Origin of the sequence: Acidovorax sp. Leaf78 (genome assembly GCF_001422735.1) — a bacterium.
GTDB lineage: Bacteria > Pseudomonadota > Gammaproteobacteria > Burkholderiales > Burkholderiaceae_C > Acidovorax.
Genome location: NZ_LMLZ01000012.1, coordinates 350,307 through 365,457 on the forward strand (window position 1 = coordinate 350,307; position 15,151 = coordinate 365,457).

General features: G+C 62.6%; 15 protein-coding genes. 3 read left to right on the forward strand and 12 right to left on the reverse strand.

Features of this window, described 5'->3' with window-relative positions:
• Positions 1-12: 12 nt before the first annotated feature.
• The 5 genes from prmB to dapC all read right to left on the reverse strand — a co-directional run bounded on the left by prmB (position 13) and on the right by dapC (position 5,447).
• The gene (gene prmB / locus ASF16_RS09940; RefSeq protein WP_056165842.1) at positions 13-882 is read right to left on the reverse strand and encodes a 50S ribosomal protein L3 N(5)-glutamine methyltransferase; all 870 of its coding nucleotides are present in this window, start codon (positions 880-882) and stop codon (positions 13-15) included.
• Positions 879-2,060, reverse strand: a complete 1,182-nt coding sequence (dapE, locus tag ASF16_RS09945; RefSeq protein WP_056165845.1) for a succinyl-diaminopimelate desuccinylase — start codon at positions 2,058-2,060, stop codon at positions 879-881. The genes prmB and dapE overlap by 4 nt, the downstream gene beginning before the upstream one ends.
• A 21-nt stretch (positions 2,061-2,081) precedes the next feature.
• Complete coding sequence (locus ASF16_RS09950; protein WP_056165847.1) at positions 2,082-3,245, reverse strand: PilT/PilU family type 4a pilus ATPase; 1,164 nt, start codon at positions 3,243-3,245, stop codon at positions 2,082-2,084.
• An 87-nt stretch (positions 3,246-3,332) separates the two neighbouring features.
• A complete protein-coding gene (dapD, locus tag ASF16_RS09955) occupies positions 3,333-4,166 on the reverse strand; it encodes a 2,3,4,5-tetrahydropyridine-2,6-dicarboxylate N-succinyltransferase (protein WP_056165851.1) in 834 nt (277 codons plus the stop codon).
• 75 nt (positions 4,167-4,241) lie between these two features.
• A complete protein-coding gene (gene dapC / locus ASF16_RS09960; protein WP_056165853.1) occupies positions 4,242-5,447 on the reverse strand; it encodes a succinyldiaminopimelate transaminase in 1,206 nt (401 codons plus the stop codon).
• A 151-nt stretch (positions 5,448-5,598) separates the two neighbouring features.
• On the opposite strand from dapC, the gene ASF16_RS09965 reads away from it, so the two are divergent.
• A complete protein-coding gene (locus tag ASF16_RS09965; protein WP_056165856.1) occupies positions 5,599-7,089 on the forward strand; it encodes a methyl-accepting chemotaxis protein in 1,491 nt (496 codons plus the stop codon).
• Positions 7,090-7,176: 87 nt separating this feature from the next.
• On the opposite strand, the gene rsxB is transcribed toward ASF16_RS09965, so the two are convergent.
• From rsxB to dusA, 5 genes are all read right to left on the reverse strand, one after another.
• On the reverse strand, positions 7,177-7,911 hold the full coding sequence (gene rsxB, locus ASF16_RS09970) for an electron transport complex subunit RsxB (protein WP_056166504.1): 735 nt from the start codon (positions 7,909-7,911) through the stop codon (positions 7,177-7,179).
• Complete coding sequence (locus ASF16_RS09975) at positions 7,911-9,671, reverse strand: polyhydroxyalkanoate depolymerase (RefSeq protein ID WP_056165859.1); 1,761 nt, start codon at positions 9,669-9,671, stop codon at positions 7,911-7,913. Before ASF16_RS09975 ends, rsxB begins: the two co-directional genes overlap by 1 nt.
• 207 nt (positions 9,672-9,878) lie before the next feature.
• On the reverse strand, positions 9,879-10,979 hold the full coding sequence (locus tag ASF16_RS09980; RefSeq protein WP_056165861.1) for a GTP pyrophosphokinase family protein: 1,101 nt from the start codon (positions 10,977-10,979) through the stop codon (positions 9,879-9,881).
• 191 nt (positions 10,980-11,170) lie between these two features.
• The gene (locus ASF16_RS09985; protein ID WP_235507319.1) at positions 11,171-11,671 is read right to left on the reverse strand and encodes a GNAT family N-acetyltransferase; all 501 of its coding nucleotides are present in this window, start codon (positions 11,669-11,671) and stop codon (positions 11,171-11,173) included.
• Positions 11,672-11,740: 69 nt separating this feature from the next.
• Complete coding sequence (gene dusA / locus ASF16_RS09990) at positions 11,741-12,814, reverse strand: tRNA dihydrouridine(20/20a) synthase DusA (RefSeq protein WP_082516832.1); 1,074 nt, start codon at positions 12,812-12,814, stop codon at positions 11,741-11,743.
• 105 nt (positions 12,815-12,919) lie between these two features.
• Here dusA and ASF16_RS09995 point away from each other — a divergent pair, with 105 nt between their 5' ends.
• Together ASF16_RS09995 and ASF16_RS26095 are read left to right on the forward strand one after the other, a co-directional pair.
• Positions 12,920-13,981 (forward strand): site-specific integrase, encoded by a 1,062-nt coding sequence (locus ASF16_RS09995; protein WP_056165868.1) that lies wholly within the window; start codon positions 12,920-12,922, stop codon positions 13,979-13,981.
• 13 nt (positions 13,982-13,994) lie between these two features.
• Positions 13,995-14,690 carry a hypothetical protein gene (locus ASF16_RS26095; protein ID WP_156372015.1) on the forward strand — a complete coding sequence of 232 codons (696 nt, stop codon included), beginning with the start codon at positions 13,995-13,997 and terminating at the stop codon, positions 14,688-14,690.
• Here the strand turns inward: ASF16_RS26095 and ASF16_RS25405 are convergent.
• A complete protein-coding gene (locus tag ASF16_RS25405) occupies positions 14,676-14,939 on the reverse strand; it encodes a pyocin activator PrtN family protein (RefSeq protein ID WP_082516833.1) in 264 nt (87 codons plus the stop codon). The two genes, ASF16_RS26095 and ASF16_RS25405, sit on opposite strands and share 15 nt — an antisense overlap.
• Entirely contained in the window at positions 14,936-15,151 is a 216-nt protein-coding gene (locus ASF16_RS10000) for a hypothetical protein (protein ID WP_056165871.1), read from the reverse strand. The genes ASF16_RS25405 and ASF16_RS10000 overlap by 4 nt, the downstream gene beginning before the upstream one ends.

Here is a 15,151-nt window from a genome sequence, read left to right on the forward strand (position 1 = left end):
GTGGGCCACGGATCAGAGCTGCAAGAGGCTGGTTCTTTGAATCAGCAGTACTTGATCTTCGCCCGCACTGGTGTCAATCCAGTATGCGGGCAACGTGGGAAACGCCGCTTCGAAGTTCGCGCGCTCATTGCCGATCTCCAGAACGATCACAGCGTCTTCGCTCATGCAGGCGGGTGCTGCGGCAAACAGCTGGCGTATGAAGTCCATGCCGTCAGTGCCGCCCGCCAGCGCCAGTTCGGGTTCTGCGCGGTATTCCGCGGGCAGTGCGGCCATGCTGGCTGCGTTCACATATGGTGGGTTGCAAAGAATCAGGTCCCATGGGCCGGGCAGGGCGGCCAGGCCGTCCGACAGCTGCAGGGTGATGCGGTCTTGCAGGCCATGCTTGTCGACATTGATGCGCGCGACGGCCAGGGCATCGGACGAGATGTCCGCACCCGTCACCACCACTTCGGGCCACGCCATAGCGGCCAGCACGGCCAGGCTGCCGTTGCCGGTGCACAAGTCGAGCACCCTGCGGGTGTTCTCGCTCAAGAATTCGTCCACGCTGCCATCGACCAGCAGCTCGGCAATGAAGCTGCGCGGCACGATGGCGCGTTCGTCCACATAGAAGGGTATGCCTTGCAGCCAAGCCTCTTGCGTGAGGTAGGCGGCAGGCTTGCGTGTGGCGATGCGGTCGCTGAGCAGTGACTCCACTTCGGCGCGCTGCTCCCCGGTGATAGGCATGTTTTCGACGCTGTCGAGGTCATCGATGGGCAGGCCCAGCTGCCAGAGCACCAGCCAGGCGGCCTCGTCGAAGGCGTTGGTGGTGCCGTGACCGAAGGCAACCCCCGCTGCATCCAGGCGTGCGGCGACGGAGTCGATGAGCTCTTGCACGGTCGTCATGCTGCGGACCTCACCGCTGCATCCAGATTTTCCAGCGTGCGGCGGTAGATGTTCTTGAGCGGCTCGATGTCGGCCACGACGATGTGTTCGTCGATCTTGTGAATGGTGGCGTTGGGCGGCCCCATCTCGATCACCTGGGGGCACACCTGCGCAATGAATCGGCCGTCGCTGGTGCCGCCGGTGGTGGACAGCTCGGTGGTCAGGCCGGTTTCGGCGGTGATGGCCTGCTGCACCGCGCTGACCAGTTCGCCCGGCGTGGTGAGGAAGGGCTGGCCGCCCAGGGTCCAGCGCAGGTCGTACTCCAGGCCGTGGCGGTCCAGCAGGGCATGTACGCGCTGCTTGAGGCCTTCGGCCGTGGACTCGGTGGAGAAGCGGAAGTTGAAGTCGATCACCACGTCGCCCGGAATCACGTTGGTGGCACCGGTGCCGCCGTGCATGTTGCTGATCTGCCAACTGGTGGGCGGGAAGAACGCATTGCCCTGGTCCCATTCGGTCGCGGCCAACTCTGCCAATGCCGGCAGCGCCTGGTGGATGGGGTTGCGCGCCAGCTGTGGGTACGCGATGTGGCCCTGGATGCCGCGCACGGTGAGTTTGCCGCTCAAGGTGCCGCGGCGGCCGTTCTTGATCATGTCGCCCATGCGCTCGACCGAGGTGGGTTCGCCCACGATGCAGTAGTGCAGCGCTTCGCCGCGCGCGGTGAGCTGCTCGATCACTACCTTGGTGCCGTCCACCGACGGACCTTCTTCGTCGCTGGTCAGGAGAAACGCCAGCTGGATCTGCGGCTCTGGCGTGGTGGCCAGAAACTCCTCGACCGCGACCACAAAGGCCGCAATCGAGGTCTTCATGTCGCTGGCGCCGCGGCCATAGAGCTTGCCGTCCCGGTGCGTGGGCACGAACGGGTCGCTGCTCCACTGGGCCAGCGGCCCGGTGGGTACCACGTCCGTGTGGCCAGCGAATACTATGGTTTTGATAGCTGCTTGCGCACGTCCATCCAGCGGTACAGGCCTTTTTGCCCACAAATTGCTGACGCGGAAATCTGCCGGGCCGCTGTCGATGCGTTCGCACACGAACCCCAGGGGTGCCAGGCGGGTCGCGAGCAGTTCAAGGCACCCGGCGTCTTCGGGGGTGATGGAGGGCAGGGCAATGAGCTGTTCAGCGAGGTGCAGTGTGCGGGACATCGGGGGCGGGAGTGGTGTCGTTCAAGCGGTGGGTTTGACGTCCAGCACGATCTCGGTGAAAGAGGGCTGGTCGTCCGGCGCGTCACGCGCTTCTTTCTGGGCTTTGGCGGCGTTGGCGGCCAGCGAAAAGTCGTTTTGCAGGCGCCACATCAGGTTGGTGGGCGAGTCTGCGTAGGCAATGCCTTCCTTGCGGTCGATCTTGGCGTCCATGATGAGCTGGGCCAAGGCTTCTTCAAAGGTCTGCGAGCCTTCGGCCATGGACTTTTCCATGGCTTCCTTCACGCCCGAGAAATCACCCTTTTCCACCAACTCGGAGACGAGCTTGGAGTTGAGCATGACCTCCACCGCCGGCACGCGGCCGCCGTCGGTCTTGCGCACCAGGCGCTGCGAGACGATGGCCTTGAGCGCCGACGCCAGGTCGCCCAGCATCGTGGGGCGCACTTCGACGGGGTAGAACGACAGGATGCGGTTGAGCGCGTGGTAGCTGTTGTTGCCGTGCAGGGTGGCCAGGCATAAGTGGCCTGATTGCGCGTACGCAATAGCGGCCGACATGGTCTCGCGGTCGCGGATTTCGCCGATCAGGATCACGTCAGGCGCCTGGCGCAGCGCGTTCTTCAGCGCGGTCTGCAGGGACTGCGTGTCGCTGCCGATCTCGCGCTGGTTGACGATGGATTTCTTGTTTTTGAACTGGTATTCGACCGGGTCCTCGATGGTGAGGATGTGGCCGGTGAGCGCTTCGTTGCGGGTGTCGATCATCGACGCCAGTGTCGTGCTCTTGCCCGAGCCCGTGGCACCCACCACCAGCACCAGGCCGCGCTTTTCCATGATCAGGTCGCGCAGCACGGGCGGCAGGCCCAGCGAGTCGAATTCAGGGATGTGCTGCGAGATGAAGCGGATCACCACCGCGTAGCTGCCGCGCTGGCGCATGGCGCTGACGCGGAACCGGCCCACACCGCTGAGCGGCACGCCCATGTTGAGCTCGCCGGTTTCTTCCAGCTCTTCGATGCGGTCCGGGGGGACCACTTCGGACAGCAAGTTGCGCGGCGCGTCGGCGGGCAGGATCTGGTTGTTGATCGGCACGCACTCGCCGTTGATCTTGATCAGCGCCGGCGCGTTGGCCGACAGGTAGACGTCGGACGCCTTTTTCTCGGCCATCAGGCGGAGAATCCGTTCCATCGTGCTCATGGTGTGTCCCTCGGGTTGTCGTCTTTATCGTCTGTGGCGCTGATCGTGCCGCACGGCGGGTGCTGCGGTCAATAACTCGCTGCCCGGTCAGTCGCGCAGCAGGTCGTTGATGCTGGTCTTGGAGCGGGTTTGCGCATCCACCTGCTTGACGATGATGGCGGCGTACATGCTGTACGGCGTGCCATTGGCGGCGGTCTTGGGCAGGTTGCCGCTCACCACCACCGAGCCGGTGGGCACGCGGCCGTAGCTGATCTCGCCCGTGGCGCGGTTGAAGATGGGGGTGCTCTGGCCCAGGTACACGCCCATGCCCAGCACCGAGTGCTCTTCGACCACCACGCCTTCGACGACTTCAGAGCGCGCGCCGATGAAGCAGTTGTCTTCAATGATGGTGGGGCCGGCCTGCAGGGGCTCCAGCACGCCGCCGATGCCCACGCCGCCCGACAGGTGGACGTTGGCACCGATCTGCGCGCACGAGCCCACGGTGGCCCAGGTGTCGACCATGGTGCCTTCGCCCACGTAGGCGCCGATGTTCACGTACGACGGCATCAGGATCGCACCCTTGGCGATGAAGCTGCCGCGGCGGGCGACGGCTGGCGGCACCACGCGCACGCCGGTGGCCTTCATCTCATCGGCCGTCAGGTGGGCGAACTTGGTTTGCACCTTGTCATAGAAGCCCAGGTCGCCGGCCTTCACGAGTTCATTGTCCTTCAGGCGGAACGACAGCAGCACGGCCTTCTTGATCCATTGGTGCACGGTCCACTGTCCCACGCCTTCACGGGTGGCGACGCGCAGCGTGCCGTTGTTCAGCTCGGCGATCACGTGCTCGACAGCGTCCTGGATTTCTTTGGGGGCGGCGGCAGGCGAGAGGCTGGCACGGTTGTCCCAGGCGTTGTCGATGAGGGTTTGCAGTTGTTGTGTCATGGTGTCGTCGGTCTATTGATCTGTTGGTCTATTTGATCTGTCGGTAAGTCGGTCGTCTGTGGATCGGAGATTGGATCAGGCAGTACGGGATTGGATGAATTGCACGATGCGCAGCGCGGCTTCCACGCATTCTTCGGTTTCGGCCACCAGGGCCATGCGCACGCGCTGGGCGCCGGGGTTGCTGCCCTGGGCCTCGCGGGCCAGGTAGCTGCCGGGCAGCACCGTGACATTGTATTGAGCCAGAAGGGCCCGCGCGAACTCGGCGTCCGTCATGCCCAGCGCGTCGGGCACCTTGGCCCACAGGTAAAAACCGGCGTCGGGCAGCGCCACATCCATCACGCCCGCCAGCAGCGGGGTGACCTGGGCGAACTTCTTGCGGTAGCGCGCGCGGTTTTCCACCACGTGCTGCTCGTCACCCCAGGCGGCAATGCTGGCGGCCTGCACGATGGGGCTCATGGCACTGCCGTGGTAGGTGCGGTACAGCAAGAAGGCCTTGATCAGGGCAGCGTCGCCCGCCACGAAGCCGCTGCGCATGCCCGGCACGTTGCTGCGCTTGGACAGGCTGGTAAAAGAGATCAGGTTCTTGAAATCGCGCCGGCCCAGCCGCTCTGCGGCCTGCAGGCCACCCAGCGGGGGTTCGTCGCGGAAGTAGATTTCGCTGTAGCACTCGTCCGAGGCGATGATGAACCCGTAGCGGTCGCTCAGTTCAAACAGTTTTTGCCATTCACTGAGTGGCATCACCGCGCCGGTGGGGTTGCCGGGCGAGCACACAAACAGCAGTTGCGTTTGCTGCCACACCGCCTCGGGCACGGTATCCCAGTTGACCGCGAAATTGCGCGCCGGGTCGCTCGCCGCGTAGTACGGCTGGGCGCCCGCCAACAAGGCTGCGCCTTCGTAGATTTGATAGAACGGATTGGGGCAGACCACCAGCGGCTGGCCTTTGGATGGGTCGATGACCGTCTGCGCTAACGCGAACAGCGCCTCGCGCGAGCCGTTGACCGGCAGCACCTGAGTGGCGGGGTCTAGCTTGAGCGCGTAGCGCTGCTCCAGCCAGCCGGTGAAGGCTTCGCGCAGCTTCAAATCCCCCGCCGTGGCCGGATAACTGGCCAGGCCATTGAGGTTGTTACTGAGTGCATCCTTGATGAACTGCGGCGTAGGATGGCGCGGTTCACCCATACCCAAACTGATGGGGCCGTAGTTGGCGGGCGGCGTGACCCCGGCAAAGAGCTGCCGCAACCGCTCGAACGGGTAGGGCTGTAGATGGGAAAGCAGGGGATTCATGGGGCGTCATTATGGGCGATGGGTGCGGCCCACCTTCCGAACGCCCGGCGCACGCATTGGTGCAAACCCGCAGCGACGCCCGCTGTCAATTCACAGTAAGTGCGTCCCCCTAGGATTTCGGCCACTCACCAGAACGATAAGAGGAGACAAGATGTCAGCATTTCTGCCGCTGAGGCCGGGACTTGGGTGGATGCGCAGATGGCGCTTGCCAGGAAAGCTGCTGACGCTGGGCGTGCTGATGGCGTTGGCACTGGCCGCCGCCGTGGCCGGGGCGCCCTGGTGGTTGCTGGCGCTGGCAGCTGCCGTGGTGCTGTATGCACTGGTGGCGCTCTATGCCAGCCTGTCGACGGACCTGGCCACGCTGGCCGATGCCATCGAGCGCACGCGTGGCGGCGACCTGTGCGCACGCTCCCGCACCAGCATCGGCCGCGACGAAGCTGCCGAGATGGCGCGGTCGCTCGACCGCATGGTGATCACGCTGTCGTCGATGGTGGCAGACATCCGCAGCAACGCGGCGCTGGTGGCCCATGCAGGGCAAAGCCTGGCCGAGGGAAACCGGTCGCTGGCCGACCGCACCGAGCAGCAGGCCGCCAACCTGGAGCAAACCGCGGCCAGTGTGGAGCAGCTGTCGTCCGCCGTGCAGAACAACGCCCAGACAGCCCAGAGCGCCGACGCGCGCGCCGCCCAGGTGCGCCAAGCTGCCGACCAGGGCGCGCAGGCGATGGACCGCGCTGTGCAATCGGTGGAGGCGATCCAGCAGGGCGCGCGGCGCATGACCGAGATCATCGGCGTCATCGACAGCATCGCATTCCAGACCAACATCCTGGCCCTGAACGCCGCCGTGGAGGCGGCCCGTGCGGGGGAACAGGGGCGCGGCTTTGCCGTCGTGGCGGCCGAGGTGCGCACCCTGGCCAAGCGCTCGGGCGATGCCGCCCGCGAGATCCGCGAATTGATCGGGGCATCGGTGAGCCAGGTGGAAACCAGCGCCGGCCTGATCCGGTCCGCGGGCGAGGGCATTGCGGACATGGCCAGCGGGATCCGCAGCGTGGCGGCCAGCATGAGCGAGATATCGGGGTCCAGCACCGAGCAAAGCACCGGCCTGCGCGAGGTCAGCGCTGCCGTGCAGCAGCTCGACCAGATCACCCAGCACAACGCGCAGATGGTGGGCCAGGCGGTGCAGCAGGCCGAGGCGCTGGAAAGCCGCGCGTCCACGCTGTCGCGCGCGGTGTCGGCGTTTCGCCTGCAGCAGGGGACAGCCGAGGAGGCCGTGGCGCTGGTGCACCGGGCCGTGGCCTTGCACAAGAGCACCTCGCGCGAGCAGTTCCTGCGCAGCATCACGGACAAAAGCCAGCCCTACCACGACCGCGACATGTACGTGTTCGCGCTCGACACCGGCGGAACCTACCGGGCCTTCGGCGGCAACCCTGCCAAGGTGGGCACGCGGGTGCAGGACATTCCGGGCATTGCGGGTGACCAGCTGGTGAGCGATATCGTGGCGCAGGCCGACCATGCACCGGGCTGGGTGGAGTACGACATCGTCAACCCGGCCTCCGGCGCGGTGCAGACCAAGATGTCGTATGTGAGCCGCGTGGGCGACCTGTACCTGGGCTGCGGTGTGTACAAGACGCTGGCGGCACGCTGAGCCTTCGGTCTCAGGAGCCGCGCTTCGGCGGCCACCTTTCTGTGCAGCGAGTGATGGCTCGTGGGCTCTTGGGCTTGCTTTTGGCTACTAGCCCGGGCCCTGAGCGCGGCGCTGGCGGGCACGTTCCATGGCAGCAGCAATGGCGGCTTGGCGCGCGGCCTGGGCTTTGCCCGCGTCATTTGGTGCTGGTGCAGAGTCTTCAAAGCCAGCACCTGTGCCAGTGGCATGACCGACCAATGGTCCCGCCGTCATGGCACCGCCAGAGTCTTCGTCTTCCACCACAGCCTCCAGCGGCAACCGTTCGCGGTGCGCCGCGTAGCGCTGCTTAGCCTGCCGGGCCAAAGGCTGAGACCACGCTGCCCAACCAGTGGCAGTGCCTGTCACGTTCTCCAGCTGAATGCAGTCCACCGGGCAGACCGGAATGCACAGCTCGCACCCGGTGCAATACGGCTCGATCACCGTGTGCATCACCTTGTTGGCCCCAACGATGGCATCGGTAGGGCAGGCCTTGATGCACAGGGTGCAGCCTATGCACCAGGCCTCGTCGATGAACGCCACGGCGCGCGGCGCCTCCTGGCCGTGTTCGGCACTCAGGGGTGCAATGACTTGGCCCATGATGGCCGCCAGCCGCGCAATGCCTTCGGCGCCACCCGGTGGGCATTGGTTGATGGGCGCCGATCCTGATGCGATGGCTTGCGCATACGAGGCGCAGTCCGGGTAGCCGCAGCGCGTGCACTGCGTCTGCGGCAGGGCCGCGTCGATCCGCGCCGCGAGCGCGGCAATGGCGGCGGGCGGCGGGGGTGTGCTCGTCAGTGCGGCGATCAAGCCTTGCGCGCCGCACGGGGGCGGGTGCGCGGCGTGGCAGCGGCCGTGACAGAGGCCTTGGCCAGTGCTGGCGTCTCGGCAGTGGGTGCTGCTGCGGCGGGGCTGGCAGCACCGGTCGCCTTGGTACGACCGGCTGCTGGCGGCGTCACCCACCGGGTAGCCACGGCAGGCTCTGACGATGCCGGCGATGCAGCTGTCGCCACGTCGTCAACCTTGGCAGCAGTTTTGGCCGCTGGCTTGGGCGTGGCCTTGGCTGCTGGTTTTGTCGCCAGTTGTTTGGCTGCCGGCTTGGCTGCTGGTTTCGCAGCAGGTTTTGCTGAAGCTTTCGCTGTTGCCTTGGCCGTTGTTTTCACTGTGGCTTTGGCCGCGGCCTTGGACTCCGCCACTTTGGGTGCTGCAGGCTTGGCCGCTGCGACGGCCTTCGGGGCCGACGTGGCTTGCAAAGGCGGGTTGTCGTCGGGCGTTTCGATCACGCGCGCGACTGCCTTCTTCTGGGGCTTTTCGTACTCGCGGATGAAGGTGCGTACTTGCGGGTACACCACCTCGCGCCAGCGGCGGCCGCTGAAAATGCCGTAGTGGCCAGCGCCCTTGGCCTCCAGGTGGCGCTCCTTGTGCACGATGCCGCTGCACAGGCCGTGCGCGGCTTCGGTCTGGCCCGAGCCCGAGATGTCATCGAGCTCACCCTCGACCGTGAACAGCGCCGTGGTCTTGATGTCTTCCGGACGCACGCGCTCGATCTTGCCGTCGGGCGAGCGCACATCCCAGGTGCCGTGGACCAGCTTGTATTCCTGGAACACCGTCTCGATGGTTTCGAGGTAGTAGTCCGCGTCCATGTCCAGCACGGCGTTGTACTCGTCGTAGAACTTGCGGTGGGCTTCCGCGCTCGCGTCGTCGCCCTTGATCAAGTCCTTGAAGTAGTCGTAGTGACTGGTGGCATGCCGGTCGGGGTTCATGGCCACGAAGCCTGTGTACTGCAGAAAGCCGGGGTACACGCGGCGGCCCGCGCCAGGGAAGTTGTCCGGCACGCGGTAGATCACATTGTTCTCGAACCATTCGTAACTACGGTTCGTGGCCAGGTTGTTCACCGCCGTGGGCGACTTGCGCGCGTCGATGGGGCCGCCCATCATGGTCATGGTCAGCGGCGTGGTCTCGCCCCGGCTGGCCATCAGCGACACGGCGGCCAGCACCGGCACCGTGGGCTGGCACACGCTGATCACGTGGCAGTTGCCGTAAATGCCTTGCAGGTGGCGGATGAAGTCCTGCACATAGTTCACATAGTCGTCCAGGTGGAACTCACCGTCGGCCAGGGGCACCAGGCGGGCGTTCTTCCAGTCGGTGATATAGACCTTGTGGTCCTTGAGCATGGTGCGCACCGTGTCGCGCAACAGCGTGGCGTAATGGCCCGACAGGGGCGCCACGATCAGCACCACAGGCTGGGCCTTGAGCTTGACCAGGGTCGCCGGGTCGTCCGAGAAGCGCTTGAAGCGGCGCAGCTCGCAAAATGGCTTATCCACCTCGATGCGTTCATGCACCGCCACGCCGACGCCATCCACATCTACCGAGGGAATGTCGAACGATGGCTTTTCGTAGTCCTTGCCCAGGCGGTACAGCAGGTCGTAGCCAGCGGACATGCGCTGCGCCAGGTGGCTCTGGCTGAACGGCGACAAGGGATTGCTGTAAAGCTTGGCAGCTGCTTGAGCGAAATCAGTGAAGGGCTCCATCAAAGAGCGCTGTGTCTCGTAGATGTGGTACAGCATGGGCGAAACTCCGTTATGTTGCAGTGCAATATAGCAGCACTTGGTAACAAGCGCATGGAGGATAACCACCAGTTTCAAGTCACCTATGCGACAGGGCTGGTGTGGGCTTTCAAGGGTGCTGATCCTGCACCTTCAATCATCTGGTTGCTATCGTAGTTATAGCTGTTGGCGCTTTGTGGTTCTTCGCTGCACGCAGTTTTACTCTGTTCAGTGTGCTTTCGGCTCGCCATGCTCCTGTAGCCAAGATTCAAAAGATTCCCTTGCCGAGTTGCGCAATGCCGGACGAAATGCTGTTTTGTTACTCAGGTACAAGCAGTGCCGGATCACCGTGTACGGGTTAAAGCTCGCTTTAGGGTTGTGCTCTTCAAAATGCTGCTTGTAGCGCTTGACCACCCCCACGGTCTCCCGCATCAACGCATTGAAGCGTGCGCGCGTCATGCTGGGCGACCACACCTGGATGTCGTCCACAAAGCTATCGACTTTGGACGGTTCGAACTCGAATTCCTTGAAAAAATGGGTCGCGATCTTCAAGAAGGTGAAGGCGTTGAGTTCGCTGCTCCCCGCAGCCACCTTGGCAGGTGCGCGCGCGCCGTCCACGTCGCCGTCTGCTTCAGCGTCGGGCAGGGGCTCTGCGGTTTCGTCCGGCGCCTGCAGCAGTTCGGCGGCGGTGGCGTCGCGAATCTGGCGAAACTCGCGGTCGGCCAGCTCGAACAGGGCCGACAGCACATTGATGCGCCGCTTGAGCTGGCCCGGGATCGATTTTTTGTACTTGATGCGGTGGTCCAGCACGCTCCAGGAGTCTTGGATGATGGTGCGCACCTGCAGCTCGAAGGGCAGATGCGCATAGGCAGCATGCTCCGGCAATGAGCGCTCCGCGGCAGAAAGGCGCAAATCCAGGTGCAGGCCCTTGTAGCCGAACGACGCCTCGGTGCTCTCCACCGCGCTGACCTTGTCGGTCACGTCGATCACCGCGAAGTGCGCACGCATGATCTGGGCGATCTTCTCCAACTCGTCCTCGTACAGGCACACCACGCGCACGCCGATCAGGTCGGTGATGTAGCTCTGGATGTCGTACGGGGTGTTGCTTTCTTCCAGCGCCGGGCGGTATTTGCGAATGAACTTGCGGATGCACTCGTCGGCATCCTTCACCCGGCCCTCGACCTTGGTGATGTCCACCCCGCCCGCCTGAGTGACGGTGGCCGCCACCAGCGCTGTCAGCGCCGCACAAGCATCCTCCAGCGCGGCGGACTGTTGCGCATAGAACGCGCGGAAGTTGGATTCCTCCAGATCGAAATCAAGCGATGGCATGCCGTGTCTCGGATGTTGTTGTTGAATGGGGAAGAGTGCAATCGCAGGCACAGGTTCCCCGCCCACAGAGCATAGCTGCCAGCGTCCTTGTTGATCGCTTCACCAAGTGTGTTCGCAAATGCAAAGGCGCCGTGCCGGACGATGGCCCATCATGGCGCGCCGGCCGACACTGTCACGGCCCGCCACAGCACTCAGTCCGCCAGAACAGCCCAGCGCTCATGGTCCCGCCAGTGTCCGTCGATTTTCAGGTAGCGCGGCGAAAACCCCTCCTGCACGAACCCGCAGGACCGTACCAGTGCGATGGAGCGCAGGTTGCCGGGCTGGATGTTGGCCTCCAGGCGGTGCAGCTTCAAGACCTCAAACGCGTGCAGCAGCACTTGCTGCAGGCCTGCGCGCATGCGCCCTTGCCGCTCATGGCCCGCGAACGCGTAGTACCCGAGATAACCACTGCAAAACGCTGACATCACGATCTGGGTGATGTTGATCACGCCGGCCATCTCTTCGGCGCCGTCAGCGGAGCGCAGGCACACCAGAAAGCTGTGGTTGCTGCGCGAGTCCATTATTGCCAGGAAGTCCGAGAACGCCTTTGCATCGCACGGTGCGGTGGTCCAGGGCGCGTGCAGCGCACGGCTTTGGCAGGCCAGCGCGATGAAGCGGGGCGCATCGGCCACCATGGGCGGGCGCACAAACACGGCGGGCTGCGCGCCTGGTGTTACGGAAAGCCCGGATTCCAGCACCTTGCATCCCGCCAAAACGCCGCGTCAGGCTACGGCCTGAGCCACTGGTTCTGCAGCAGCGTCCGGCGCGGTGTTGACATAGGACGCCATGGCCAACGCATGCACCTCTCGCGCAGGGCGGTCCTTGAGCAGGTGGTTGCTCCACACCTGGCGCCAGATGCGGGCGCCGGGCAGGCTGTGGCGCAGGCCCAGCATGTGGCGGGCGATGTGGGGCCAGGGGGTGCCGTACAGGGCGGCCTCGCGCTCCATGTACTCAACCATGGCCAGCTCCACCTCTTCGCGGGTCAGGGGGCAGGGCGTACCACCCTGACTGCCGTAGTAGAGCTGGTCCCAGCGCGCCATCCACCAGGGGTTGTGGTACGCCTCGCGGCCGATCATCACGCCGTCCAGGTGCTCCAGCTGCTGCAGCACCACATCGTCGGTCTGGATGCCGCCGTTGATGGCGATGGTGAACTGCGGAAACTCGGCCTTGAGCTGGTGCACCACCTCGTAGCGCAGGGGCGGAATGTCGCGGTTTTCCTTCGGGCTCAGGCCCTGCAACCAAGCGTTGCGTGCGTGCACGATGAACACGGTGCAGCCCGCCTCGGCCACGGTGCCGATGAAGTCGCGCACGAAGCCGTAGTCTTCTGCCTTGTCGATGCCTATGCGGTGCTTGACCGTCACCGGCACATCCACGACGTCCTTCATGGCCTTCACGCAGTCGGCCACCAGCTGTGGCGCCTTCATCAGGCTGGCGCCAAAGGCGCCGCGCTGCACCCGGTCGCTGGGGCAGCCGCAGTTCAGGTTGATCTCGTCGTAGCCCCATTCCTCGCCCAGCCGCGCGGCGTGGGCCAGTTTGTCGGGCTCGTTGCCGCCCAACTGCAGGGCCACCGGGTGCTCTTCGGTGTTGAAGCGCAGGTGGCGCTCGGTACCGCCGTGGATGATGGCGCCAGCGTTGACCATCTCGGTGTACAGCAGGGTCTGGCGCGTCAGCAGGCGGTGGAAGTACCGGCAGTGGCGGTCAGTCCAATCCATCATGGGCGCGACGGACATGCGCCAAGGGCTGTGTTTCTGCCGAGTTCCTTGCTGGGCGCGGCTCTGATCGGTGGTAGGTGTCATTTATACGCTGTCTGGTTTTCCATCGTCACTCCCCGTTTTCACTGGTTTTCAGTCTGGCGGTGCTACAGTGGGTGCTACAAATTTGGGCTTGTAGCACCGCACCACATGGGCACTATCACTGCGCGCAAGCGCGCCGACGGCACTACTTCTTACACCGCGCAGATCCGCATCAAGCGGGATGGCAAGGTGATCCACAGCGAGGCGCAAACGTTCAGCCGCAGGGCTTTGGCCGATGAATGGAAGCGTCGCCGGGAGTCGGAACTGGAGGCAGTGCGTGCCAGCGGGCGGCCTCTAGCCAAGGGGGTGACGCTGGAAACGTTGATCGCGGATTATGTCAGCGCGGCTGAAAACGTGACCGCGTGGGGGCGTAGTAAGACAGCGGATATCAACCGGCTCAAGCGCTCGGGCTTGGCTGCCAAAGACGCCACCAAGCTGACAGCGCTGGATTTTATGGAGCATGCACGGTTGCGACGCTCGGTGGACGGTGCGGGCCCGGCCACGGTGTTGAATGATCTGGTGTGGCTGCGCCAGGTGTTGATGCAGGCGGCCATTGGGAGAGATCTGCCTGCGCCGCTGGTGGCGCTCGACCGCGCGCGTGAGGAGCTGCTGCGGGTGCGTGTGGTAGCCAAGGCGAAACAGCGATCGCGCAGGTTGCTGGCCGATGAGGAGGCCAAGCTGCTTGCGCACTTTGAGAGCAGGGACGCCCGGGCTGATATCCCTATGGCCGACATCGTGCGCTTTGCGCTGTCCAGCACACGCAGGCAGGATGAGATTTGCCGGCTACGCTGGGCGGACGTGGACGATAAAAACGGTGTGGCCTGGCTGGATGATGTGAAGCACCCGCGGCATAAGAAGGGAAACCGGCGCAAGTTTCGCCTTTTGAAGTCAGCGCTGGAGATTATTCAACGCCAGTCCAAGGTGAAGGGTGAGGGCGCTGACCTGGTGTTCCCTTTCAATGCCCGCTCAGTAAGTGCAGCGTTTACCAGATCATGCAAGCTGCTGGGGATTGAGGGCCTGCATTTTCACGATCTTCGTCATGAAGCCACTAGCCGACTATTCGAACGTGGTTACTCTATTCAGGAAGTGGCCCAGTTTACGCTTCATGAAAGTTGGGCTACTCTAAAAAGGTATACGCATTTGCAGCCTGAGAATGTGCCTGAAAGATAAGGAGATAATTATTATGCATGTGAATTTCATAATTAATATTCGCCTTTGTTTGCTAGTTGGCACCTCAATTTTATTGGCTTTGTATGCTCTATTTTCTGCATTTCCATTGCCAAGCAAATATTATCCCAGCTCATCATCCGATCTGGCATCTTGGTTTCAGTTTATTGGAGGGTTAGCGGCCGTTGGTGTAGCAATATATTTTTCAAGTCACCAGCAGAGAGTAAAACAACGTGAAGATGAACATGTGGCGTATGTGACTGCGATAAATTTGCTGTCAAATATAACCATTAATACCATTCAACTAAAAAGAACATATCTGCTGCTAAATTCGAGCATGGAAAGCACTAAGTACCGTGCTGTTGCGGAAGAATGGGAGGCTGAATTGGGTAAAATTATTCCCCCTTCCGAGTCGCAATTTCTTAATATAGCGCGTTCAGCATCATCTGGTGGAGTTTTGCTTGCGGAAGCTTGGGGGGAGATTGATTATCTTAAGCGTTGTGTTGGCCTATGGACAAACGTTGATTTGCCTAAACTTATTGGTCAACGTAATTATTCTCTTGTGCAAGTGGCACACCAAGAGTATACATCGCAATTTACTAGTATTTGTCGCGATATATTGGTTGCCCATGAAAAGGCTGAAATTGCAATAAAGAATTATTGCTATAAGCATCCAATGGGTCGATTTAGTAATGGCTCAACTGCTAATTGATTGGTTGTTTATTTTATCCCATTCTTTCTTTGCCTTTAGTTTTGTTTCATCAACATATTCTGCAAGCTTCGCTGCATCGACTAGCCAAGGGCTTTTTTGCGATCCAAGACGATATGCAGGTATAGGTAGTCTTTGACGGCAGGCATACTCTTCCGCTTTTTTTGGAGACAATCCAAATAAATTGGCGCATCTATCAACGGGAATCTGGGCTGTGCCGTATTCAGCCATTAGTGCGAAAAAAGTATTCATCTTTTTGGCTCAGCGCTCAGCGCAAACACATAATTTCCATGGCTGTCGATGCCGTTTGGCCGCAGCGCGCCGGTGCTGGCCAGCTTGCGGGCCTCGGCCTGGTCGATGGAGATATCGCGGCTGTTCTGCACGATGAAAAACCGGTTGGTGCGCGGGCTGCATTTCAGGGCGCCGCCGGCGCGCAGGGTGGGGATGATGGGGGTGGTGGCCAT